Source organism: Curtobacterium pusillum (assembly GCF_013359865.1).
Classification (GTDB): Bacteria; Actinomycetota; Actinomycetes; order Actinomycetales; family Microbacteriaceae; genus Curtobacterium; species Curtobacterium pusillum.
Map to the genome: position 1 here is coordinate 192,993 of NZ_JABMCE010000084.1, position 20,931 is coordinate 213,923.

Annotated in this window: 19 protein-coding genes; 2 read left to right on the top strand and 17 right to left on the bottom strand. The window is 71.1% G+C overall.

Annotated elements, in window-relative coordinates:
• The first annotated feature begins 71 nt into the window (after nt 1-71).
• Complete coding sequence (locus HP507_RS14380) at nt 72-1,091, top strand: LacI family DNA-binding transcriptional regulator (protein WP_175352473.1); 1,020 nt, start codon at nt 72-74, stop codon at nt 1,089-1,091.
• Nucleotides 1,092-1,128: 37 nt separating this feature from the next.
• Here HP507_RS14380 and HP507_RS14385 read toward each other — a convergent pair whose 3' ends face one another.
• The 11 genes from HP507_RS14385 to HP507_RS14435 form a co-directional block, all read right to left on the bottom strand.
• Nucleotides 1,129-3,504 carry a glycoside hydrolase family 31 protein gene (locus HP507_RS14385; protein ID WP_175352474.1) on the bottom strand — a complete coding sequence of 792 codons (2,376 nt, stop codon included), beginning with the start codon at nt 3,502-3,504 and terminating at the stop codon, nt 1,129-1,131.
• 11 nt (nt 3,505-3,515) lie between these two features.
• Nucleotides 3,516-4,424 (bottom strand): carbohydrate ABC transporter permease, encoded by a 909-nt coding sequence (locus tag HP507_RS14390; RefSeq protein ID WP_175352475.1) that lies wholly within the window; start codon nt 4,422-4,424, stop codon nt 3,516-3,518.
• On the bottom strand, nt 4,421-5,377 hold the full coding sequence (locus HP507_RS14395; RefSeq protein WP_175352476.1) for a carbohydrate ABC transporter permease: 957 nt from the start codon (nt 5,375-5,377) through the stop codon (nt 4,421-4,423). Before HP507_RS14395 ends, HP507_RS14390 begins: the two co-directional genes overlap by 4 nt.
• Nucleotides 5,378-5,405: 28 nt before the next feature.
• On the bottom strand, nt 5,406-6,677 hold the full coding sequence (locus HP507_RS14400; protein WP_175352477.1) for an ABC transporter substrate-binding protein: 1,272 nt from the start codon (nt 6,675-6,677) through the stop codon (nt 5,406-5,408).
• Nucleotides 6,678-6,800: 123 nt separating this feature from the next.
• On the bottom strand, nt 6,801-7,967 hold the full coding sequence (locus tag HP507_RS14405) for a molybdopterin molybdotransferase MoeA (RefSeq protein WP_175352478.1): 1,167 nt from the start codon (nt 7,965-7,967) through the stop codon (nt 6,801-6,803).
• On the bottom strand, nt 7,964-8,200 hold the full coding sequence (locus HP507_RS14410) for a DUF6457 domain-containing protein (RefSeq protein WP_217508810.1): 237 nt from the start codon (nt 8,198-8,200) through the stop codon (nt 7,964-7,966). The genes HP507_RS14405 and HP507_RS14410 overlap by 4 nt, the downstream gene beginning before the upstream one ends.
• A 31-nt stretch (nt 8,201-8,231) precedes the next feature.
• Nucleotides 8,232-8,879 (bottom strand): molybdenum cofactor guanylyltransferase, encoded by a 648-nt coding sequence (mobA, locus tag HP507_RS14415; RefSeq protein WP_175352480.1) that lies wholly within the window; start codon nt 8,877-8,879, stop codon nt 8,232-8,234.
• Nucleotides 8,876-9,400 carry an HPP family protein gene (locus HP507_RS14420; protein WP_175352481.1) on the bottom strand — a complete coding sequence of 175 codons (525 nt, stop codon included), beginning with the start codon at nt 9,398-9,400 and terminating at the stop codon, nt 8,876-8,878. Before HP507_RS14420 ends, mobA begins: the two co-directional genes overlap by 4 nt.
• Nucleotides 9,397-9,861 (bottom strand): hypothetical protein, encoded by a 465-nt coding sequence (locus HP507_RS14425; RefSeq protein WP_254701128.1) that lies wholly within the window; start codon nt 9,859-9,861, stop codon nt 9,397-9,399. The genes HP507_RS14420 and HP507_RS14425 overlap by 4 nt, the downstream gene beginning before the upstream one ends.
• Nucleotides 9,858-12,335, bottom strand: a complete 2,478-nt coding sequence (locus HP507_RS14430; protein ID WP_175352482.1) for a molybdopterin oxidoreductase family protein — start codon at nt 12,333-12,335, stop codon at nt 9,858-9,860. Before HP507_RS14430 ends, HP507_RS14425 begins: the two co-directional genes overlap by 4 nt.
• Nucleotides 12,336-12,417: 82 nt before the next feature.
• Nucleotides 12,418-13,698: an enolase C-terminal domain-like protein gene (locus HP507_RS14435; protein WP_175352483.1), complete on the bottom strand. Its 1,281-nt coding sequence runs from the start codon at nt 13,696-13,698 to the stop codon at nt 12,418-12,420.
• A gap of 116 nt (nt 13,699-13,814) precedes the next feature.
• On the opposite strand from HP507_RS14435, the gene HP507_RS14440 reads away from it, so the two are divergent.
• Nucleotides 13,815-14,855, top strand: coding sequence for a LacI family DNA-binding transcriptional regulator (locus tag HP507_RS14440; RefSeq protein WP_175352484.1), 1,041 nt, complete (start codon nt 13,815-13,817; stop codon nt 14,853-14,855).
• Here the strand turns inward: HP507_RS14440 and dgoD are convergent.
• The 6 genes from dgoD to HP507_RS14470 all read right to left on the bottom strand — a co-directional run bounded on the left by dgoD (nt 14,791) and on the right by HP507_RS14470 (nt 20,799).
• Complete coding sequence (dgoD, locus tag HP507_RS14445) at nt 14,791-16,095, bottom strand: galactonate dehydratase (RefSeq protein WP_175352485.1); 1,305 nt, start codon at nt 16,093-16,095, stop codon at nt 14,791-14,793. The genes HP507_RS14440 and dgoD overlap by 65 nt on opposite strands.
• Nucleotides 16,092-16,973: an NAD-dependent epimerase/dehydratase family protein gene (locus HP507_RS14450; protein WP_175352486.1), complete on the bottom strand. Its 882-nt coding sequence runs from the start codon at nt 16,971-16,973 to the stop codon at nt 16,092-16,094. Before HP507_RS14450 ends, dgoD begins: the two co-directional genes overlap by 4 nt.
• On the bottom strand, nt 16,970-18,007 hold the full coding sequence (locus HP507_RS14455) for a carbohydrate ABC transporter permease (protein ID WP_175352487.1): 1,038 nt from the start codon (nt 18,005-18,007) through the stop codon (nt 16,970-16,972). Before HP507_RS14455 ends, HP507_RS14450 begins: the two co-directional genes overlap by 4 nt.
• Nucleotides 18,007-18,957 (bottom strand): carbohydrate ABC transporter permease, encoded by a 951-nt coding sequence (locus HP507_RS14460; RefSeq protein WP_175352488.1) that lies wholly within the window; start codon nt 18,955-18,957, stop codon nt 18,007-18,009. The genes HP507_RS14455 and HP507_RS14460 overlap by 1 nt, the downstream gene beginning before the upstream one ends.
• A gap of 66 nt (nt 18,958-19,023) precedes the next feature.
• Nucleotides 19,024-20,394 carry an extracellular solute-binding protein gene (locus tag HP507_RS14465; protein WP_175352489.1) on the bottom strand — a complete coding sequence of 457 codons (1,371 nt, stop codon included), beginning with the start codon at nt 20,392-20,394 and terminating at the stop codon, nt 19,024-19,026.
• Nucleotides 20,395-20,631: 237 nt separating this feature from the next.
• Nucleotides 20,632-20,799 (bottom strand): DOMON domain-containing protein, encoded by a 168-nt coding sequence (locus HP507_RS14470; RefSeq protein WP_175352490.1) that lies wholly within the window; start codon nt 20,797-20,799, stop codon nt 20,632-20,634.
• Between the last annotated feature and the right edge of the window lie 132 nt (nt 20,800-20,931).

Below are 20,931 nucleotides of genomic sequence, written 5' to 3' on the forward strand. Positions count from 1 at the left end.
CGACGCGGAATCATCTGTTGCCGTTGTGAGGGCGCTGCCGCCAGGGTCGGGCACGCCGGTACGGTGAGCGGATGGGCAAGGTCACGTTGCAGGACGTCGCGGTGCACGCCGGCGTCTCGATGAAGACCGTGTCCAACGTGGTCCGGGGCTACCGGCACGTCAGCGAGCCGATGCGCGACCGCGTGCAGGCCGCGATCGACGAACTGGGCTACCGCCCGAACGTTTCCGGACGCACGCTCGCGACGGGGCGCTCGAACATGCTCGCCTTCGCGTTCCCCGACCTGCGCCGGCCCTACTTCGCCGAGCTCGCGCACGTGTTCTCACGCGTGTGCGCCGAGCGGGGCTACCAGCTCCTGCTCGAGGAGACCGGCGACTCGGCGGAGGGCGAACGCTCCGCGGTCCGCGGGCGAGAGGCCGGAGTCGTCGACGGTGTCGTCATCCACCCGCAGGTTCTGTCTCCCGAGGCCATCGACGCCATCCGGGGCGACACGGCAGTGGTGTTCCTCGGTGAGGACGTCCGGCCGCGGTCGGCCGACCAGGTCGCGATCGACAACGCGGGGGCGGCCGCCGAGGCCGTCGCACACCTCGCGGCCCTCGGGTGCCGACGGATCGGCTTCTTCGGGCACGAGACGGGGCCGGAGTCGAGGACGTCGAGCTTCCGGCTCGACGGGTACCGGGCGGGTCTCGCCGACGCCGGCATCGCGACGGAGTTCCTCGTTCCCCGCGAGGTCGGGGACGCGATCGGCGCGGAGGTCGCCTTCGGCCGTGCGCTCGATGAGGGCCTCGACGTCGACGGCCTGCTCTGCCGGGACGACCTCGCCGCCGTCGGGGTGCTCCGCGCGATGCGCCTCCGCGGGCTCGAAGCACCCCGAGACATCGCCGTCATCGGGTGGGACGCGATCGGTCTCGGATCGAGCCTCGCGCCGAGCCTCACATCCGTCGCCCCCGACACCGTCGCGCTCGCCGAGACCGCGCTCGACCTGTTGGCCGAGCGGATCGACGGCGTCGACCTCCCGGGGCGCTACGTGACCGTCGGGCACCGGCTGCTCGTCGGCGAGAGCGCGCCGTACCCGGACGGCTCGGTGGACTGAGCGGCGCACCTGTGGCCGGTACGGCGCCCGTCACGTCTCACGGCTCGCCGGGGTGCACGCTGCCCAACAGCTCGACGACGACGTCCCGGAGCGAATCCGGCAACCCGACCGTTCCCAGCTCGACGATGCGGTCCGCGCGCGGCACGTCCTTCGACACGACCTCCCACGCCTCGAGCTTCTCCGGGTTGCCCGTCTGCGCTCCCTCGAGGACACCTCGGACCGCTTCCCGCGCGTCGATGCCGACGACCGGAGCGCCGACGAGCGCCAGAACGGCACCCGTCGCGGTCTGGGCCGACAGGTCGACCGAGAAACGGTCGGCGGAACGTGCGTCGAGGTGCTGGCCCTCGGCGGGCGCCGCGAAGAAGGTGATCCGCCACCGTCGGTGTGCCGGGATGGCGTCGAGCGCGCCCTCGGCCGCGTGTACCCGGAACTCGGCACGACGGTGGTCCCACTCCAGCCGTGTCTCGACGGTGTCCGCTTCGGCTCCTTCCCGGTCCTCGACCAGCGTGAACGAACTGGAGGCACCAGGGGCGACGAGCACCTCGAACGCGGCGGGGTTGACCGTGGCGTCGAGCTCGTCGGCGGCGGCGAGGGGCAGGACCCCGCCGTCCCGCAGCAGGACCGGCACGGTGTCGAGGGTGCGGTGCAGATCGACGAACCGGTCACCGGCGTAGACGGTGCCGGTGAACACGTCGGTCCAGGTGCCCGGCGGCAGCCACGCACGCGCGGTTCCGTGCAGCGAGACGGGGTCGCGCGGTTCGACGATCGGCGCGACGAGCAACTCCGACCCGAACGCGTACGTGTTCGGGACCCGGTACGCCTCGTCCCGGCGTGGCTCCAGGTGGTACAGGGGCCGGACCACCGCGGTGCCCGCGGCCGCTCGGTGGTTCATGGTGTGCAGGTAGGGGACCATCCGGTGCCGGAACCGGAGCGCCTCCCCGATCGCCGTACGGGCCTCGGCGGGGAACGCCCACGGCTCCTTGCGGATGAAGGGGTTGTTCGCCGAGTGCAGGCGCATGATGGGGGAGAAGACGCCGAACTGCACCCAGCGTGTGGCGAGTTCGTCGTCGCGGATGCCGCGGGTGTGTCCACCGATGTCGTGGCTCCACCACGGGTAGCCGATGTTCGCGGCGGTCGCGGTGAACTCCGGCTGGAACGCGAGCGAGGCCCACGAGACCACCGCGTCACCGGAGAACCCCACGGCGTACCGGTGGCTCCCGGGGCCGGCGTAGCGCGAGAACGTCATGCCGGCGCCCCCGTCCCGGCCGGAATCGAGCAGGTGGAAGTGGTTGAGGAGCCACAGCGGGTCGACGCCGGGCAGGCTCGTCGTGCGGCCCTGCTGCCAGTCGATCCACCAGAAGTCGACGCCCTGGTCCTCGAGCGGGCGGTGCAGCAGCTCGAAGTACGCCTGCAGGAAGCGCCGGTCGGTCAGGTCGAACGGGATCGACTGCTCGGTCTCGGGGTCCACGCCCATGGCCCGCGCGACCTCGGGGTACGCGTCCTCGAAGGCCCGGACGCCGTCGGCGGGGTGCAGGTTGAGCGTCGTCCGCATGCCCCGGCGGTGCAGTTCTCCGAGGAAGGCGGCCGGGTCGGCGAACAGCGACGGCTCCCAGGAGTACCCGGTCCAGCCGTTGCCGAACCTCGGCGGCACGGAGCCGACACGGTGCCAGTCCATGTCGATGACGGCGACCGAGAACGGCAGGCGTTCCTCGGCGAACCGGTCCATGAGCGCGAGGTAGGAGGTGTCGCTGTAGGGGTGGTACCGGCTCCACCAGTTGCCGAGCGCCCATCGCGGCAGGAGCGACGGCGCTCCGGACACCGCGTGGTAGGCGTGGAGCGCAGCGTCGTAGTCGCGGCCGTAGGCGAAGACCGTGACGTCCCGGCGACCGGGTACCCGCGTGCCGATCCAGCCGTCGTCCTCGAACAGGAAGGACTCGCTGTCGTCGAGCGCGGTGATGCCGTCGCGTGCGAGGATCCCCGACTCGAGCGGCATCCGACCATCGACGTCGTCGAGCGTCCGTCCGGTCCCGCCGAGGTCGCGCGGCTCCTGGCCCCAGCGCCAGCGGTTCGCGTCCCGTCCGATCGTCTCCACGACGAGGCCGCTCGGGGAGAACGGCCGGCCGTCGTACCGCAGGCGCGCCCGGGCCGTGGTGATGACGACGCTGTCGTCGTGGCGACCGTCCCCGGTGTGCTCGACCCGGAACTCCGGCACCGGCAGCCGTCGGCGGATCGCGAACGTCGAGGCGCGGTCCTCGAACGCGCCGTCGTCGCTCCACTCGATCCGGAACGTCCCCTCGTCGAGTACGGTCACCCGCCAGCGCTCGCCGGCCACCACAGCTGCCGGGTCGGCGACCGGGTCGGATCCCGGGTACGGACGGACGGTGGGCAGGGTGGCGGGACTCGTCGTGGTCACGGATGGTGCTCCTAGCTCTTGACCGCACCCTGCGTCACACCGCTGATCACCCAGCGCTGCGCGAACAGGTAGACGATGATCGTCGGCGCCATCGCCATGAGGTACGAGGCGAACGCGACGTTGTAGTTCGTGCCGAACTTGCTCTGGAAGATGTTCTGCACCACCGGCAGGGTCTGCAGCGTCGGGTCCGCGGTGATGAGCGACGGCATCATGAAGTCGTTCCAGGACGCCAGGAAGGCGAAGATGCCGACCGTGGCGTTCATCGGGCCGAGCAGCGGCAGGATGATGCGCCAGAAGATCTGCCAGGTCGACGCGCCGTCGATCCGGGCGCTCTCCTCGAGTTCGACCGGGATCGAGCGGAGGTACGCCGAGTAGAGCAGCACGCTGAACGACAGTTGGAACATGGCGTGCAGGATCCCGACGCCGATCGGGTTGTCGAGCCCCATCTGGGCCGTGAGCTTGATCTGGGGAAGCGCCACGACGGGGAACGGCAGGAACATCGCGGCGAGCAGGTACACGAACGACCAGCGGAAGAAGCGCTTGTGCCAGTTCCGGACGATCGCGTACGAGGCGAACGAGCTGAGCAGCAGCGTGGCCACGACGGTGAGCGCGGCGACCCCGAGCGACACCGAGAACGAGACCGGGAAGCGCGTGAGTTGCCAGGCGTCGGCGAACGAGCCGGGGTTGAACGGGAACGGCAGGGACAGGGCGTTGCCGTCGACGGACTGCTTGCTCGTCTTGAACGCCATCGCGACGGTGACGTACAGCGGGACCAGCACGGTCAGCGAGGCGAGCCCGAGGACCACCGTGAGCGTCCAGTTCGTGCCGCCGAGTCGCCGGTGGCCGCGTCCCGGGCGGCGTGGTCCGCCGGTGGTCACCGCGCGGGTGTCGGTCGGGGGTCGGGTGTCGATGGCGGTCATGCGAGTCGCAGGTTCCTTCCGCGGGTCGCCGCGAGCTGCAGCACGGAGATGAGGACGGTGATGACGAAGAACACGGTCGCGTTCGCCATCTGGTAGGCGTAGTCGCCGCCGGTGAAGCCGCCGAAGATGGTCATGGCGACGCTGCTCGTCGCACTGCCCGGCCCGCCGTTGGTGAGACCGACGATGACGTCGTAGGCGCCGAGGTACCCCTTCACGCCGAGCACCGTGTTGATGACGATGAAGCCGCCGAGCAAGGGGAGCGTGATCGCCCGCAGCTGCTTCCATCCGGTGGCACCGTCGAGGGAGCTCGCCTCGTAGAGCTCCTCCGGGATCGAGGTGAGCCCGGCGGTGTAGATGAGCAGCGCACCGGGCACGGTCTGCCAGGCCGAGACGATCACGATCGCGAGCCACGCCAAGTTCGGGTCACCGAGGATGCTCTGCTCGAGCGGGCCGAACCCGACGCTGGTGGCCAGTGCCGGCACGGTGTTCGAGAACAGGAAGTTGAACACGTAGGCGACGATGATCCCCGAGATCACCATCGGGATCACGAAGATCGACCGCAGACCGGCGGCGAACCGGATGCGCTTCGCCAGTGCGATCGCGAGGGCCAGGGCGATGACCTGCGTCACGATGACGGTGACGACCGCGAAGCCGAGCGTGAACCCGTACGAGCCGACGATCGACGGGTCGGAGACGAGCGCCCGGTAGTTCTCGATCCCGAGGAAGTGCCACGCCCCGAAGCCGAGGTAGTCGGTGAAGCTGTAGAAGATGCCGACGCACGCGGGTGCCACCACGAAGGCGGTGAACAGCACGAGCGCCGGGATGAGGAACAGGTAGTACATGCCCTCGGTCCGGTGGAGGGAGCCCACACGGCGGTGGACTCGGGTCGCCGCGGTCGCCGGGCCGGACGTCGCCGGGTCGGTGTCACGGGACAACGGGGTCTGCATGGTCATGATCGCTCCTGGATCGTCCTGGTCCGGCTCAGACCGTCGCGGAGCGGCCGGCGAGACGCCGCCAGTCCGAGTCGAGCCGCTGCAGCATGGAGGTGAAGTCCCCGCTCCGGATCGCCGACTGCAGGTAGTTGCCGAGCGGGATGGAGGTCGGGATGAAGGTGCCGGCGCCCTGGTAGAACGCCGCGTCGTCCACGTACCGCTGCAGGCCCGCGAGGCGCTCGTCCTGCTGCGGCCGGGCATCCTTCGTGGTCGAGTACGCGAGGTTGTCGCGGTTGTAGGCCTCGATCACCTCGGGTTGCATCAGGAACTCGACGAGGTCCTCGGCCTCGTCGAGGTGCTGCGTCGCCGTGGGGATCCAGAGTCCGAGGTCGATGTTCACGCGAGCCTGGCGGTCGTCCGGATCGTTGGTGACCGGGAGCGCGAAGGTACCGACCTCGAGCTTCTCGTCGACGAGCGCGATCTGCCCGAGTGCCCAGGGACCCTGCAGGTACATCGCCGCCTTGCCCTGGCCGAACGCGAGGTTGCCGTCCGCGTAGGCCCGGGTCGCGTGGTCGGGGTTGAAGAACGACGAGATCGTCTTCGCACGCTCCATCGGGACTGCGAAGTCCTTCTCGAACGAGACCTCTGAGTCCGGACCGACGTCGGTCCCGAGCGCCTTCATCTTCCGGAAGAACGAGCCCGTGTCGACCAGGCTCCCGACCGAGTAGTCGAAGAGCCCTTGCCAGAGCGTCCAGGTGTCGCGGTCCGTGGCGTACACCGGCGTGATCCCGGCCTTCTGCAGTGTCCGGCACACCTCGACGAAGTCGTCCCACGTCGTCGGCACCGGCAGCCCGTGGTCCGCGAAGATCCTCTTGTTGTAGATCACCCCGGCTGCGGCGAGCGAGTACGGCAGGACACTCGTCCGTCCCGGATAGGTGGCGTACTGGTTCGTCAGGCCGTCGATGCTCGGCCGGATCCGCTTCGCCGACGGCAGGTCACCGAGGTCCCGGAGCACGCCGCGAGAGATGTACCGCGCGAGCTCGAGGTTGTCGTTGAAGCAGCCGACGTCGGCCGGTTCCCCGCGGACGAACTGCGGTGCGATCGCCCCGGTGCTGTCGTGCACCACCGACACACCCGCGTGCTGTCGCTCGAACTTCCGGAGCAGATCGTCGAAGTACGCGATCACCTCCTGCTTCTGCTCGTAGAAGCGGATCGTCATCGCGCCACCGGCGGTCGGCCGGGGTGCCGCACACCCCGCGAGCGCCATGGTGCTGAGTGCGACTCCGCCCGCTGCCCCGGCGAGGAACCCGCGTCGGCTCACGGCCGCGAGTGTTCCGGTCCTGCTTCCCACCATCGGGTCTCTCCCTCGTGCGCATCGTCGCGCCCGTCTTGTTTACAGCGCTGTAAACCGGAAGTCAACGTTGTAATCGAGGGAACTCGTCCCTCACCGCCGCCAGGGGAGGTCGACGACGTCGAGGAGCCCGCCCGCTGCCACCCCGTGGTCCGGCACGAACGCGAGGTGATCGGCGGCGACGGCTCCCGAGACGACCGAGGGACCCTGCCGGACCGGGCGCACGCCGTCATCCCCCTCGCACACCGGCACGATCCGGACGCCACCTGTGCCCGCGGTGAACGCCTCCGCGGCCACACGTCGTCGCGGTCGCGGAGGGGCGGCGCCCAGCGCCCCGGCGAGGAGTGGAAGACCGATCACGGTCAGTGCGACGACCGCGGCGAACGGGTTGCCCGGGAGTCCGAGCACCGGAACGCCGTCCACCCGCCGGGCGAGGAGTGCCGGGTGCCCGGGTCGCATCCCCACACCGCGGAACACCACGTGGGCGGACGCAGCGTCGAGCGCGCCAGCGAGGTGATCGCAGGCCCCGTGCCCGGTGGCAGCGGCCGTGACGACGAGGTCGACACCGCCGCCGCTGATGGCCTCCCGGAGTGCTTCGAGGTCGTCGGCGACACGTTCGACGGTGACGACGGCGGCCCCGTTGTCCTGCAACAGGTCCGGGAGCGCGATGCCGAGTGCGTCCCGCACCTGCCCCGGACCCGGCACACCTCGGACGACGAACTCGTCGCCGACGAGCACGACCGCGACGCGCGGCCGGGCGACGACCTCGAACGCGTCGGCCCCGGTGGCGGCGGCAGCAGCGATCACGGCGGGTGTCACGCGAGCGCCCTTCGGAGCGACGATGCTGCCGCTTCGTACCTCGTCGCCGGCCGCCCGGATGTCGGCGCCTGCGGCGGGCGACGTCGGACCGTCCGCCGTGAGCACGCCGTCGCGTACGCGACCCCGTTCCGAACGCAGGACTGCTGTCGCCCCCTCCGGTACCGCTCCGCCGGTCGTGATCACGCGGGCGGAGCCCTCCGTGAGCGAGCCCGGCGGCGCTCCCATGCGGACGGCCCCGTCGACCTGCCACGGACCGTCTCCGGCGACGGCCCACCCGTCCATCGCCGATGCGTCCGTGACGGGCAGCCGGGTTGCGGCGACGACGTCCGCCGCGAGGACCCGTCCGTCGGCCTCGGCGAGTCCGACCGTCTCCACCCGCAGGGCCATGGCGGCTCCGGCGGCCCGGGCCATGCGCCGAGCTTCGCTGAGGACGACCGTCACTCGTGCTCCTCGATGCACCGACCGACGGCGGCGACCGCGTCGGGGAGCGGCATGCCGCGGCCGACGGCGACGCCCACGAGGTAGGCGGTGAGGGGCGCGGCCGGGCGCATCACGCCGTGCGCGGTGTCGCGTGCCAGGTCGAGGACGGCCCCGATGTCGGCGGACGCATCGGGGAGCTCGAGCGCGCCGGTCACGCGGCTGGTCCATCCGTCGAGTTCTGCCGGTTCCGTCAAGGGTTCCTCCATCCGTGCGGCGCGTGGCCGGTCAGACCGCGCCGGGTCGGTGTGCCGATGCGACTCCGAGGGCCGCATCGCGCTGCTGTGGTGTGTCGATGTCGGCGGTGAGCGCACCGGGCAACGGCACGGCCAGGAGCCGCAGTCCCGCCAGGAGGTCACGCATCGACGCGCCGTCCAGACCGCGACGACTTCCGCGCAGCCGCGCGATCGCTGCTGTCAGCGCCGTCGCGCCGTACACGGCGAGCAACGGCTGACGCTGCCCGTCGGGGTCGACGGCGACCCATCCGTCGGCGCTCGCGGTGTCGTGTGGCCCACCACGATGGACGGCAGCGTCCATCGACTCGCGGAGCGCGTCGACGGCGGCGCCGGCAGCGGGCAGGTCGGTGGCGAGGACGACGACGAGCGGGGCCGTCCCGCCGGACGTGCGGAGTGCCTCCAGGCCGGCGGCGAGCGCGGTGACGGGCCCACCGAACGGAGGGTGCTCCCGCGCCCAACGGACGTCGGTCGGGAAGCCGTCGCGGAAGGGGCCGACCACGACCCGGCGCCGCGCGGTCCCGACCGCGTCGAGCGCGTGCGCGAGGAGGACCCTCCCGTCGACCACGAGCATCGCCTTGTCGATGCCCTGCAGTCGGCGGGCGCGGCCCCCCGCGAGGAGGACGGCGTCGATGTCGCTCATCGTCTCGCGGGGACGAGCCGTTCGAGGGCCCATCCGGCGGCGGTGATCAGCAGTACGGCGCCGACCATGTCGAGGAGCTGGAGCGGCTCGCTGAGGATGCCCAGGCTCACGATGAGCGTCGAGGCCCCGGCCGGCGGGTGCGGCAACCTGACGAGTTGGAGCACGACGGTCGTCACCGCGACGGCCACCGCTCCGGCGGCGACGTACCCGACGGTGAGACCGCCGATCGGTGCGGGCGCCGTACCGACGAGCCCGAACGCGACGAAGCAGCCGTAGCCGACGGCGATGGCGACGACGTGGCCGACGACGGTGTTGAGCGGTCGCGACGACGGCTGCCGTGGCGAGGTGAAGAAGAGCATGACGGTCGGCCCGAGACTCGGGAACAGCCACGGTTGCCGTGTCGCGAGCCCCACCGCGCCGGCGAGTACGAGCACGACCAGGCACAGCAGTGCGGCTCGCAGCGCACCGGACAGGCGCGGCTCGTGACCGGTCGTTTCCGGCCCGGGGGCGGCCGCGGTCACGAGGCGACCACGAGTGCTTGCGGCGCCGCCTGCTTCATGCGTGTGCGGAGCCACGACAGCTGCAGCTCCGTCTCGTGCGAGCAGCCGGCGACGACGGCGAGCAGCTCCTCATCGCGGAGGCCCTGGCCCGCTTGGCGGATCATCGTCCACGTGATGTCCACGAGCGACGCCAGCACGTACACGTCCTGCAGGTCTCGGAGGAGCCCCACCGGACCGGACCGGGTGGACGGCAGTGCCTCGGCGTGGAGCCGCTCGGGCTCGTCCTCGGTGTCCGCTTCCCCGTACCGGTCGATGACCGGGCGCAACGCCTCGGCGTGCTGCTCGCACTGTGCGGCGAGCGTGTGGCACAGGTGGAACACGTCCGGTTCCGCGGCGTGCCCCTCGGCGACCTGCCGGAACGACTCGGCGAGCGACTGCTCCGATCGGTGGAGGAGGCCCAGGTAGACGGGGAGCAGCATCATCGTCCTCCCTGGTCCTCGGCCCGCGGGGGATCGGTTGCACGGACACGTTCCTCGACGTCGGCGTCGGGGCCACCGACGGTCGCCGGGACACGGTCGGGACGGGCGGGGCGGGAGGCCGCGGTCGTCGGGGCCGGGGCGGGCCCCTCGGCGTCGGCGACCTTCTCCACGTGCACGGCGGCCACCTTGAACAGGGGCTGCTTCGAGACCGGGTCCCACTCGGTCGCCGTCAACTCGTTCGCCGCGGTCGGGCGTCCGTCCGGCCCGACGTCGCCGCGGTCCCAGTAGCCGTAGTGGAACGGGGCGAAGACCGTGCCCTCGCGGACGTCGCCCACCCTGGCCGGGACGACGATCTCGCCGCGGGGCGACCGCACGCGGACGATGTCGCCCTCCTCGACTCCGAGCCTGGCGGCGTCCGCGACGGCGAGTTCCACCCAGGCGCTCGGCGCCGCCCGGCGGAGCTGGCGCGCCCGTCCGGTCCGTGTCCGGGTGTGGAACTGGTAGACGGTACGGCCGGTCGTGTAGCGCAGGGGGTACTCCTCGCTCGGCTCCTCGTGCGGCGGCTGGTAGACGGCGGGCTTGAGGATCGCCCGCCCGTCGACCCGCATCGCGGAGTAGGCGGTCGGTCCCACGGTCGCGCCGGTGAGCAGGTCGTGCCCGTACGTCTCGGCGTCCGCCATGCCGGTGCGGAACACCCCGTCGGCGTACAGCCGCGCGGTGCCGTCCGGGTGCTCGTCGTTGCACGGCCACGGGATCCCGCTGCCTCCGCGCAGCCGCTCGTAGGTGATCCCGGTGTAGTCGCAGAGCTTCCCGCGCGTGCACTCCTGCCAGGCACGGAACCCGTCCTCCGGTCCGCGCCAATCGAGCAGCGGGGACCCGTCGTTCCGACGGAAGTCCATGCGTCGGGCGTAGTCGAGGAAGATGTCGAGGTCGCTGCGCGCCTCTCCGGGCGGCTCGACCGCCTTGTCCGCCAGGTGCACCGTCCGGTTGACGTTCGTGAAGGCGCCCTGTTTCTCGCCCCACCCGGCGGCGGGCAGGACGACGTCGGCCAGCATCGCCGTCTCGGTCATGTAGAGGTCCTGCACCACGAGGAACAGACCCTCGGCCGCGAGGACGTCCCGGATCCGGCTCGACTGCGGCATCGACACCGCCGGGTTCGTCGCGGACACCCAGAGGAACTCGATGCTCCCCTGCTCGACGTACCGGAAGATCTGCATGGCGTGCGTGGGAGGTGACCAGTGCGGGATCCGGTCGACGTCGACGCCCCACAGCTCGGCGAGTTCGGCGACGTGGTCCGGGTTCTCCCAGTTCCGGAACCCCGGGAGGTCCCCGTCGGCGCCGGTCTCTCGGGTGTTCTGCGCCGTCGGTTGCCCGTTCATCTGCAGGATGCCGCAGCCCGGCCGCCCGAGCATGCCGCGGAGCAGGTGCAGGTTGTTCACCTGGCACGACGCCGCCGTGGCCTGCGACGCCTGGTAGAACCCCTGCAGCACCGTGGACAGCACCCGCTCGCTCGTGCCGATGATCCGGGCCGCACGGCGCACGTCGTCGGCGTCCACACCACAGGTCTCCGCGACCGCTTCCGGGGTCCACTGCTCGACGGCCTCGCGGAGCTCGTCGACGCCGACCGTGTGGGCACCGACGTAGTCCTCGTCCACCCAGCCGTTGTGGAACAGCTCGCGCACCAGTCCGTTCACGAGGGCCAGGTTCGTGCCGGGGCGGACCGGCAGGTGCACGTCGGCGTGGCGCGCGACCTCGGTCTCCCGGGGGTCGACGCAGACGACGAGCGGACGGTCGGGACCGGCGAGGCGGTCGAGGACCCGCATCCAGAGCACCGTCTGCGTCTCGGCCATGTTGTGCCCGTAGAGCACGATCGCGTCGCAGGAGTCGATGTCCTCGTAGGTGCCGGGCTGTCCGTCGGAGCCGAAGCTCTCCTTCATCGCGGCGGCGGCGGTGGCCGTGCACAGCCGGGTGTTGCCGTCCATGTGCGGCGTGCCGAGCCCCGCCTTCCCGATGATGCCGAGCGCGTAGTACTCCTCGAGGTAGAGCTGCCCGCTCGTGTAGAACCCGTGCGTCAGCGGCCCCTTCTCGTCCAGGAGCTGGCGGCTGCGCGTGACGATCCGGTCCATCGCGGTGTCCCAGTCGGTCTCGACGAGCGCGCCGTCGACCCGGATCAGGGGACGGGTGAGCCGGTCCTCGCCCTGCATGCCCTGCCACGACCCGAACAGGCCCTTCGGTCCGAGCCGGCCGTGGTTCACGACGTCCGCCGTGCGCCCGCGGACGCCGACCATGCGACCGTCCTGCACTGCGATGTCACAGGCGCAGCCGTTGCTGCACAGGGTGCACGCGGACTGCACCCACCGGTCCACATCGGACTCCGCGACACCGTCCGCGAGCTTCTGGTCGAGGCGGACGGGCCACAGCGCATCGCGCCCGAACGGTGTCCTGGTTCCCCAGACGTCGGCGATCCTGTCGGGCATGCGTGGCCTCCCGTGCCTCGTTGCAGCCGCACCCTACGCCGCTGTCGGCGGACGGCGTTCCAGGCGGCTCGACGTCGGCCTCCTAGGGCGCGATGAGTCCCCCGTCGAGCCCGCGAACGCCCGCTGCCCACGCGTCGTGCCCGGACAGCTCCGCCGGGTACGCCGCAGCGGCCCGCTCGTCGATGTCGATCCCGAACCCCGGCGCCTCGTTCGGCGTGAGCCAGCCCTGCTCGATGGAGAGCGTGCCGGGGAACACCTCGTGCACGGCGTCCGGGTAGACGTGCCCCTCCTGGATCCCGAAGGCGGGACTGGTGACGTCCACGGCGACGTTGGCCGCCGCAGCGACGGGCGACGTGTCCCCGGGCGCGTGCCACGCCGTCCGGACCCCGGAGAACTCGGCGAGCGTCGCGATCTTCCGCGCCGCCGTCAAGCCGCCGATCGCGGAGATGTGCGACCGGATGAGGTCGACCCCACGCCCGGTGACGAGCCGTGCCGCGTCCTGCAGCGAGGTCGTCAGCTCCCCGACGGCGATCGGGACCGGTGAGGCTTCGCGGACCTCGGGCAGGTGGTCCCAGTCCTCGGGCGCGACGACGTCCTCGAGGAAGAACGGCCGGTACGGCTCGAGGGCGCGTGCGAGGACGACGGCCTGCTTCGGTGTGAGCCGCGAGTGCACGTCGTGCAGGAACTCGGGTTCGTCCCCGAAGCGTTCCCGCGCCGCCCGGAACAACTCGACCGTGTTCCGGTGGTACTCCCCCTGCCGCCAGCCGAGCGGGTACGGGGCGCCGGGGTGCGGGTCGAGCGATCGGGGGGCGGTGCCGTACGTGCCGATGGCGTTCTGCCCGACCTGCAGTCGCACGTGCCGCCAGCCGGCCTCGAGGAACGCCTCCGCCTGGTCGAGCGTCTCGTCGATCGTCCGGCCGCCCGCGTGGATGTACGTGTCCGCCGCGGCCCGCACCCTGCCGCCGAGCAGCTCGTGCACGGGCAGGCCCGCGCGCTTGCCGGCGATGTCCCACAGCGCCATGTCGAGGCCGGAGATCGCGTTGTTCGTCACGGGTCCCTCGCGCCAGTACCCGGAGAACCGGGCGAGCCGGACGAGGTCCTCGATGTCGCCGGGGTACCGGCCGACAACGAGCCGGGCGAGGTGCTCCTCGACGAACGACACGACAGAGTGCCACCGCTGCGTGTAGGTCGCGCACCCGAGCCCGTAGAGCCCGTCGACGTTCGTGTCCACACGCACGACCACGAGCGCGATGCCCTCGGGTGCGGTGGTGATCGCGCGGACCCCGGTGATCCGGACGCCGTCGCCCGTGGGCCACGGCTGTTCGAGGGTCTCGGGACGGGGGACGGCGGTGGCGATGGTCATGGAGGACTCCCGGTATGCTCGACGTTGAACAAGCGCTTGCTCACTGCTTCGAGCATGCAGCGTTCCGGGGGCGAGGTCAACCAGTACGATCAACCGAACCGGCGGAAGGACGTGGGGTGCCCAAGGCAGTGACCCTCAGCGACGTTGCACGGGAAGCAGGCGTCGACCTGTCCACCGCGTCACGCGTGCTCCGTGGTACCGGTCGCGTCTCCGCCACCACCCGCCAGCGGATCCTCGACGCCGCCGACCGCCTCGACTTCCGGCCGAACGCGCAGGCGCAGTTCCTCGCCACGGGCATCAGCAAGACCGTCGGTGTCCTCACGATCAACGGGTACGGGACCTTCACGCTGCCCGTCCTGGCCGGACTCACCAGCACCCTCGGGCAGCAGGACGTCGCGACGCTGCTCTACGACGTGCGTGAGGACCCGGAGATCCTGCAGGAGAGCGTCAAGAAGTTCCGCGCCCGACAGATCGACGGACTGCTCGTCCTCGGCGACGGCCTGCAGGCGCCGCTGCACTCGGTGACCGCGAACCTGCAGGTGCCGGTCGTCTACGCGTTCGCCACGTCGGACTCGCCGGACGACTCGTGCTTCATGCCCGACGGCGAGATGGCCGGCCGCATCGCCGCCGAACACCTGCTCGCACTCGGGCGTCGGCGCATCGCCACCGTCACCGCGGCCGACGACATCGCCGCCGCCGACCGGACCCGCGGGCTCGTGGAGACGATCCGGTCCGCCGGGGGCTCGCTCGCACTCGACCAGCCGCTCGAGCGGGACTGGACGAGACTCTGGGGAGCGGAGGCGGCCGAACGGATCGCCGACCGGATCGACGAGGTCGACGCGGTGTTCTGCGGCAACGACCAGATCGCGCTGGGGATCCTCGGCGTGCTCCGCGCGCGCGGGATCCGGGTGCCCGAGGACGTCGCCCTGGTCGGGTACGACAACTGGGAGGGCATGGTCGGTCAGGGGAACAACCTGCTCACCACGGTCGACCCGCGATTGAGCGAGATCGGCGCGGCAGCGGCGCGGGCGCTCGTCCACGCGATCGACGGATCCGCAGCTCCCGGAGCACACCACGAGCCGTGCGAGCTCGTCACCGGCGAGTCGACACTCGGTGTCGGTGCGGCGGGACCACGGGACGCCACCACGTACCGCTGATCGCGGGGAACGGAACCGCCTGTCGGACGGGAGGCACGGGGCGGCCCCGCCACGCGCCTCCCGAACCGTGCGGTGCAGTTCCACCGACCACCGGTCCCCACTCCGCGAAGGCACCGTCCGGCGCGGCCCAGACCGGCGAACCCGGCGCCAACGCGCCGGCGACCGCCGCCGCGCGCACCGCGTCCTCGTCCACCTCGATCCCGAGACCGGGCCCGGTGAGCCGCTCCACGAAACCGTCCCGCACGGCGAGCACGTCGGGGTTCCGCAGCAGCTCGGCACCGGTGCCGGCCCCGTACTGGGGCATCACCACCATCTCCTGCGCGAGCACGTTCGGCAGCGCCAGGTCCAGTTGCAGACACGCGGCCAGGGCGACCGGTCCCAGCGGACAGTGCGGCGCGACGAGCACGTCGTAGGACTCGGCCATCGTCCCGATCCGGAAGCACTCCGTGATCCCGCCCGCGTGCGACAGGTCCGGCTGCGCGACCGCGATGCCCTGCTCGAGCACCGGCCGGAACTCCTCGCGCGAGTACAGGCGCTCACCGGTCGCGATCGGGATCGTCGTCGAGCGGACGACGTCGCCGATCCGCGCCGAGTGCTCCGGACGCAACGGCTCCTCGACGAACACCGGTGCCACGCCGTCGAGGCGGGCGAGCAGCCTGCGCGAGTTCGCCACCGATGACCGGCCGTGCAGGTCGATCGCGATGTCGACGTCCGCACCCACCGCGTCGCGGAGCTCCTCGAGGTCCCGCACGGCGCGGTCCACCGCCGACGGGCGGTCGATCGGATCCAGCCGGCCGGGCGGGGCGCACTTCACCATCGTGAACCCGTCCGCCACGAGCCGCCGCGCCCGTTCCGGCGACCCGAACCGGTCGTCCGCGCTCGCGTGGGCGTACACCCGCACCCGGTCACGGGTCGCACCACCGAGCAGCTCGTGGACGGGGACGCCCAGCCATCGGCCCTTCAGGTCCCAGAGCGCCTGGTCCACACCCGCCACGGCGGACGCGAGCACCGCCCCGCCGCGGTAGAAGCCGCCCCGCGCGAGGACCTGCCACAGGTGCGTGATCCGCAGCGGGTCCGCGCCGACGAGGTGCTCGGCCATCCGCGCGACCGCGGCCGCCGTGGTGCGGGCCCAGTTCTCCAGCACCGGTTCGCCCCAGCCGACCACTCCCTCGTCCGTGCCGATCCGGACCAGTGCACGGCGGTTGGAGAGGACGAACGTCTCGACGGTCGTGATCCTCATGCGACCTCGGCGGGCGACGGATCCGTCTCGAGCGTGTGCTCGGGCCGGAAGCCGAGGAGCAGCTCCGCCCGGCTCGTGTCGACGGCCGCCGCCCGGCCCGGCAGCGGGGAGCGGATCGGCACACCCGGTGCCCACCGTGCCAGGAGTTCCTCGGTCGGCCCGGGCAGGAGCGTGTCCGGCGCCGCGAGCCCCACGACGTGCGCACCCTCGATCGGTGCGACGAGTGCGGCGTGCACGGCCCGGGCGGCGTCCCGGACGTCGAGGTACGACCATCCCTCGCGCACCGTCGCACCGGGGTCGCGGGCGGCGTGCGCCGCGGCCGCCACGAGCGTCTCGTGGTCCTTCACCAACGGGAACCGGAACGCGACGACGTCGATCCCCCACATCCGGTGCGCGGTCCTCGCCGACGACTCGTCCACGGACTTCGACAGCGAGTACGGATCGCCGAGGTCGACGGGCAGGTCCTCGTCGATCGGGTAGTACGCCGGCAGGACCCGGCGCGGGTTGAAGGGCACGCCCGACGCGTTCACGCTGGACGCGATCACCGCTCGGCGGATGCCGCGCGCCCCCGCTTCGGAGAGCACCGCGAAGGTCGCCGTCACGTTCGTGCTGAACACCTCCCACGGCGGACCGAGCGTCGGGTGCGGGATCGCCGCGAGGTGCACGACGGCGTCGGCGTCCTCGAGCGCCGCCCCCACCGCGGCCGGGTCGGTCGCGTCCGCGCGGACGTGCCGGTCCGCCTCCGCGGGGAGCACACCGTGCCGGTCGAGTGCCGTGACCGCGATGCCGTGTGACGCCAGGTGCGCGGTGGTCACTGCGCCGATGCCGCCGGAGGCCCCGGTGACCAGGACCCGCCGCGGGACGATCGGCGCCGTCATCCCTTCACCCCGCCGGACATGCCCACCCCGCGCAGGAACTGACGCTGGAACGCCAGGAACAGGATCACCGGGACGATGAGTGCGAGGAACAGCGCCGCCATCTGGACGCTCAGCTGCGACTGCTTCGTCACGGCCGGCAGCGCCACCGAGATCGGCTGCAGCTCGGGGTCCTGCAGGACGAGCAGCGGCCAGAGGAAGTCCTTCCACGAGGACATCACGGTGAGCAGGGCGACCACGCCGATGATCGGCCGGGACAGCGGCAGCACCACGGACCACAGCACCCGGTACGGTCCGGCCCCGTCGATCCTGGCCGCCTCGAACAGGTCGCGCGGGACCCCGTCGAAGAACCGCTTCACCACGAGGATGTTGAACGCGTTCGCCGCACCGGGGAGCCAGACCGCCAGGTAGTTGTCCATCAGGCTGCCGCCCGTGACCGGCAGGTGCACGATCGTCAGGTAGAGCGGGACGAGCACGACGATGCCGGGCACGAACAGCGTCGCGAGGATCCCGCCGGACACGATCGGCCCCCACTTCGGCTGCAGCACGCTGAGGACGTACGCGATGCTGACGGTCACGACGAGCGAGATCACCAGCTGGCCACCGGCGACCACCGCGGTCGTGCCGAGGTAGTGACCGATCCGGGCGTTCGTCCACGCCTGCCAGAGGTTGCCCCACTGCACGCCGGACGGGAAGAACGCAAAGGGCTGCCGGAGGATGTCCTGCGACGTCGAGAACGACGACTTGAGGAGCCAGAGCAGCGGACCGAGCCCGGACACGACCAGGCCGACGAGGATGAGCACCTGCACGCTCAGCAGCGTCCGGCGTACGGCCGGTCGCTTGCGGTCAGCGTCGGAGATGACGCTGCGTTCGGGCTGCTCGACCTCGCGCGGTCGGCGGCGCCACGGGAGCCGGCGCGACCGGGGGCCGTCACCGTCGCCCGGACCGCCGATGCCGAGCAGGCCGTCCGGGGGTGCCGTCGCGAGCGGGGGTTCGGATGCGGCGCCCGAGGGCACCACCGGGGTCGTCGTGGCCATCAGTCGGTCCCCCACTTCCGGGTCAGCCATTGGTACGCGAACGAGAACAGCGCGAGGACCACCGCCAGCAGCACGCTGAGCGCGGTCGCGGCGCCGTAGTCGCTGTTCACGAAGGCGTAGTCGTAGATCATGAGCAGGACGGTCAGGGTCGAGTTCTGCGGACCGCCGCCGGTGAAGATGTACGGCTCGGTGAAGATCTGCATCGTGCCGATGATCTGGAGCAGCAGCATGATGAGGATGACGCCACGCATCTGCGGCAGCGTGATGTGCCAGATCCGCGACCAGATGCCGGAGCCGTCGAGTTCGGCGGCCTCGTAGAGTTCCGTCCGGACGCCGGCGAGCGCGGCGAGGTAGATGATCACGGCAGTGCCCGCGGACGCCCAGGTCGTCTCGAGCACGATCGACGGGACCGCGCTGTGCACGGAGTTCAGCCAGGGCCAGGGCCCGACGCCGAACCAGCCGAGCACGGTGTTGAACGTCCCCGAGCTGCCGGGGTCGTAGAAGGTCTTCCAGAGCAGGATCGACACGACCGGCGGCACGACCACCGGCAGGTAGGCCAGTGCGCTGAACACCCAGCTGCGCTTCCGGACCTCGGCGATGAACACCGCCAGCAGGATCGGCAGCGGGAACCCGAACACGAACGCCAGGAACGCGTACCAGAGCGTGTTGACGATCGCGCGGGGCAGCAGCGGGTCGGCGAGCACGTAGGTGAAGTTGCCGAGGCCGACCCAGATGGACGGGCCGACCATGTTCGTCTTCTCGAAGCTCATCACGACCGCGCGGACGATCGGGCCCCACGCGAAGTAGAGGAACACGAGGAACGCGGGCAGCGCGAGGACGACCGCCGCGGGACCGCCGCGCGAGCGCCAGCGGGAGAACGATGCACGCCGGCGGACCGGCGGCGTGGCCGCCCGCGCGGTGGCGGGTGCCGGGGATGACGTCGTCGTCATGAGGACCTCCATCGGACCGGTGCGGACGGGGCGGCGCTCGCCGCCCCGTCCACGTGGGTCACTCGATCAGCGCGTCAGCTTGGCGTCGACGGCCGTCTTGGCCTTCGACAGCTCGGCAGCCGGGTCGAAGGACTTCTCGGTGAGCGCCGCCTGCATCACGGTGTCGAGCGCGGCGTACACCTCCTGCGCGTCGTTCGACGGTTCGGGGATGATCGGGATGGACGACTGCGTCTTCACGTACGCGGCGAAGTTCTCCTGGGGCACGTTGATCTCGTCCTTGATCCAGGTGTTGTACTGGTCGTAGGTCGAGGAGTTCACCACGCTCAGCGCCGGGACGCCGACCGGGTTGCCCGAAGCGGCCGTCGCCTTCGCGACCGTCACCGCCGCCGACTTGCTCTGGTACTGGCGCAGGTAGTGGAAGGCGATCCACTTCACGGCGGCCGTCTTCTGTGCGTCGTCCACCTTCGGGCTCACCATCTGGATGGAGCCGCCGGTCAGGGTGCCCTGGTCCTTCGACGAGCCGGGGCCCATCGGCATGCCACCCACACCGAACGACTTCGGGTCCATGCCGTCGTTCTGGACCGCGGTGTTGTACGCGTCCGGTGCCGCCGGCATCATCGCGACCTTGCCCGCGGCGAAGTCCTTGTACAGCGTGTCCTGCGTGTACAGCGAGTTCGGCGCGACGGAGCCGTCCTGGAACTTCATCTCGTTGACGGTCTTGAGGGCTTCCTCGGACTTCGCGTTGTCGAACACGGCCTTCTTGCCGTTCTCGCTCTCGACGCGGCCGCCGTAGCTGTAGGACATCGCCGTGAACATCCAACCGCCCTGGTTCTGCGAGGCGAACTGCGCGTACCCGGACACGCCGGTGGCGTCCTTGATCTTCTTCGCGTCGGTGCGGACCTCGTCCCACGTCGTCGGCGGCTTGTCCGGGTCCAGCCCGGCCTTCGTGAAGAGGTCGCGGTTGTAGACGAGTCCGATCGAGTAGGCGGTCGTCGGGACGGCGTAGACATGGCCGTTGTCGTCCGACACGAGCTTCTTCGTCGAGGCGCCCATGATCTTGCCGACCCCGGTCGACTTGAGGGTGTCCGTGAGGTCCGCCGCCTGCTTGTTGGCGATGAGGGACTTCGCCTCGGTGAACGCGACGGAGAGCACGTCCGGGAGACTGCCGCCGGCGAGCTGGGCGTCGAACGTCGTCGCGTCCCACGTGACCGTCTTCGGCTGCAGCGTGATGTTCGGGTTGGCCTTCTCGAACGCTGCGATGTCGGCGTTGTACTGCGCGAGCGCCGCCTTCTGGTCCTTGGTGGGGCGGTCGCCGACCGTGATGGTGACCTTCTGGTCCGACGCGGCCTGGCCGCCGGACGAGCACGCCGCGAGGCCGGCGGCCAGCACCGCGACGGTGCCGATGGCGGCCGCGGTCCGGAGAGCGGTTCTCTTCATTGAGAACTCCTTCGTCATCGTGTGTTGCGCCCGGTGTCCGGAGTTGGACAAGCGCTTGTTCAAAGAATGCGACGCGAGTGCCGACTTGTCAATCACCCGAGCCGTTCCGTTCCGTTCTGCGGGATCACTTGTGCGCGTTCGCGGGGTCACGCGTCTGGGTTGACGGGGTCACGCGTCTGCGTTCCGCCGGATCGCGCGTCTGCGTTCCGGCGGATCACGCGTCTGCGTTCCGCCGGATCACGCGTCGAGCACGAAGCCGCGGAAGAGGCCCGAGTCCTTGCCGTTCCCGATGCCCGAGGCCCACTCGATGTAGCCCTTGCGTCCGGCACCGTCGTTGTCGTTCACGACCATGGAGAAGCTGACGAGCCCGCCGGACGGGTCGATGCCGAGGTCGTCCCAGGACATCCCCGCCTCGTAGCAACATGCCCTCACCCCGCATGCGGTACAGCCGAGCGGCTGGTAGCCCCTCGGCCGTCCTGCTCGCGGATCGGACTCCACCCCCGTTCGGGGGTCTTGGACTTGTGTCTCCTTTCAGGG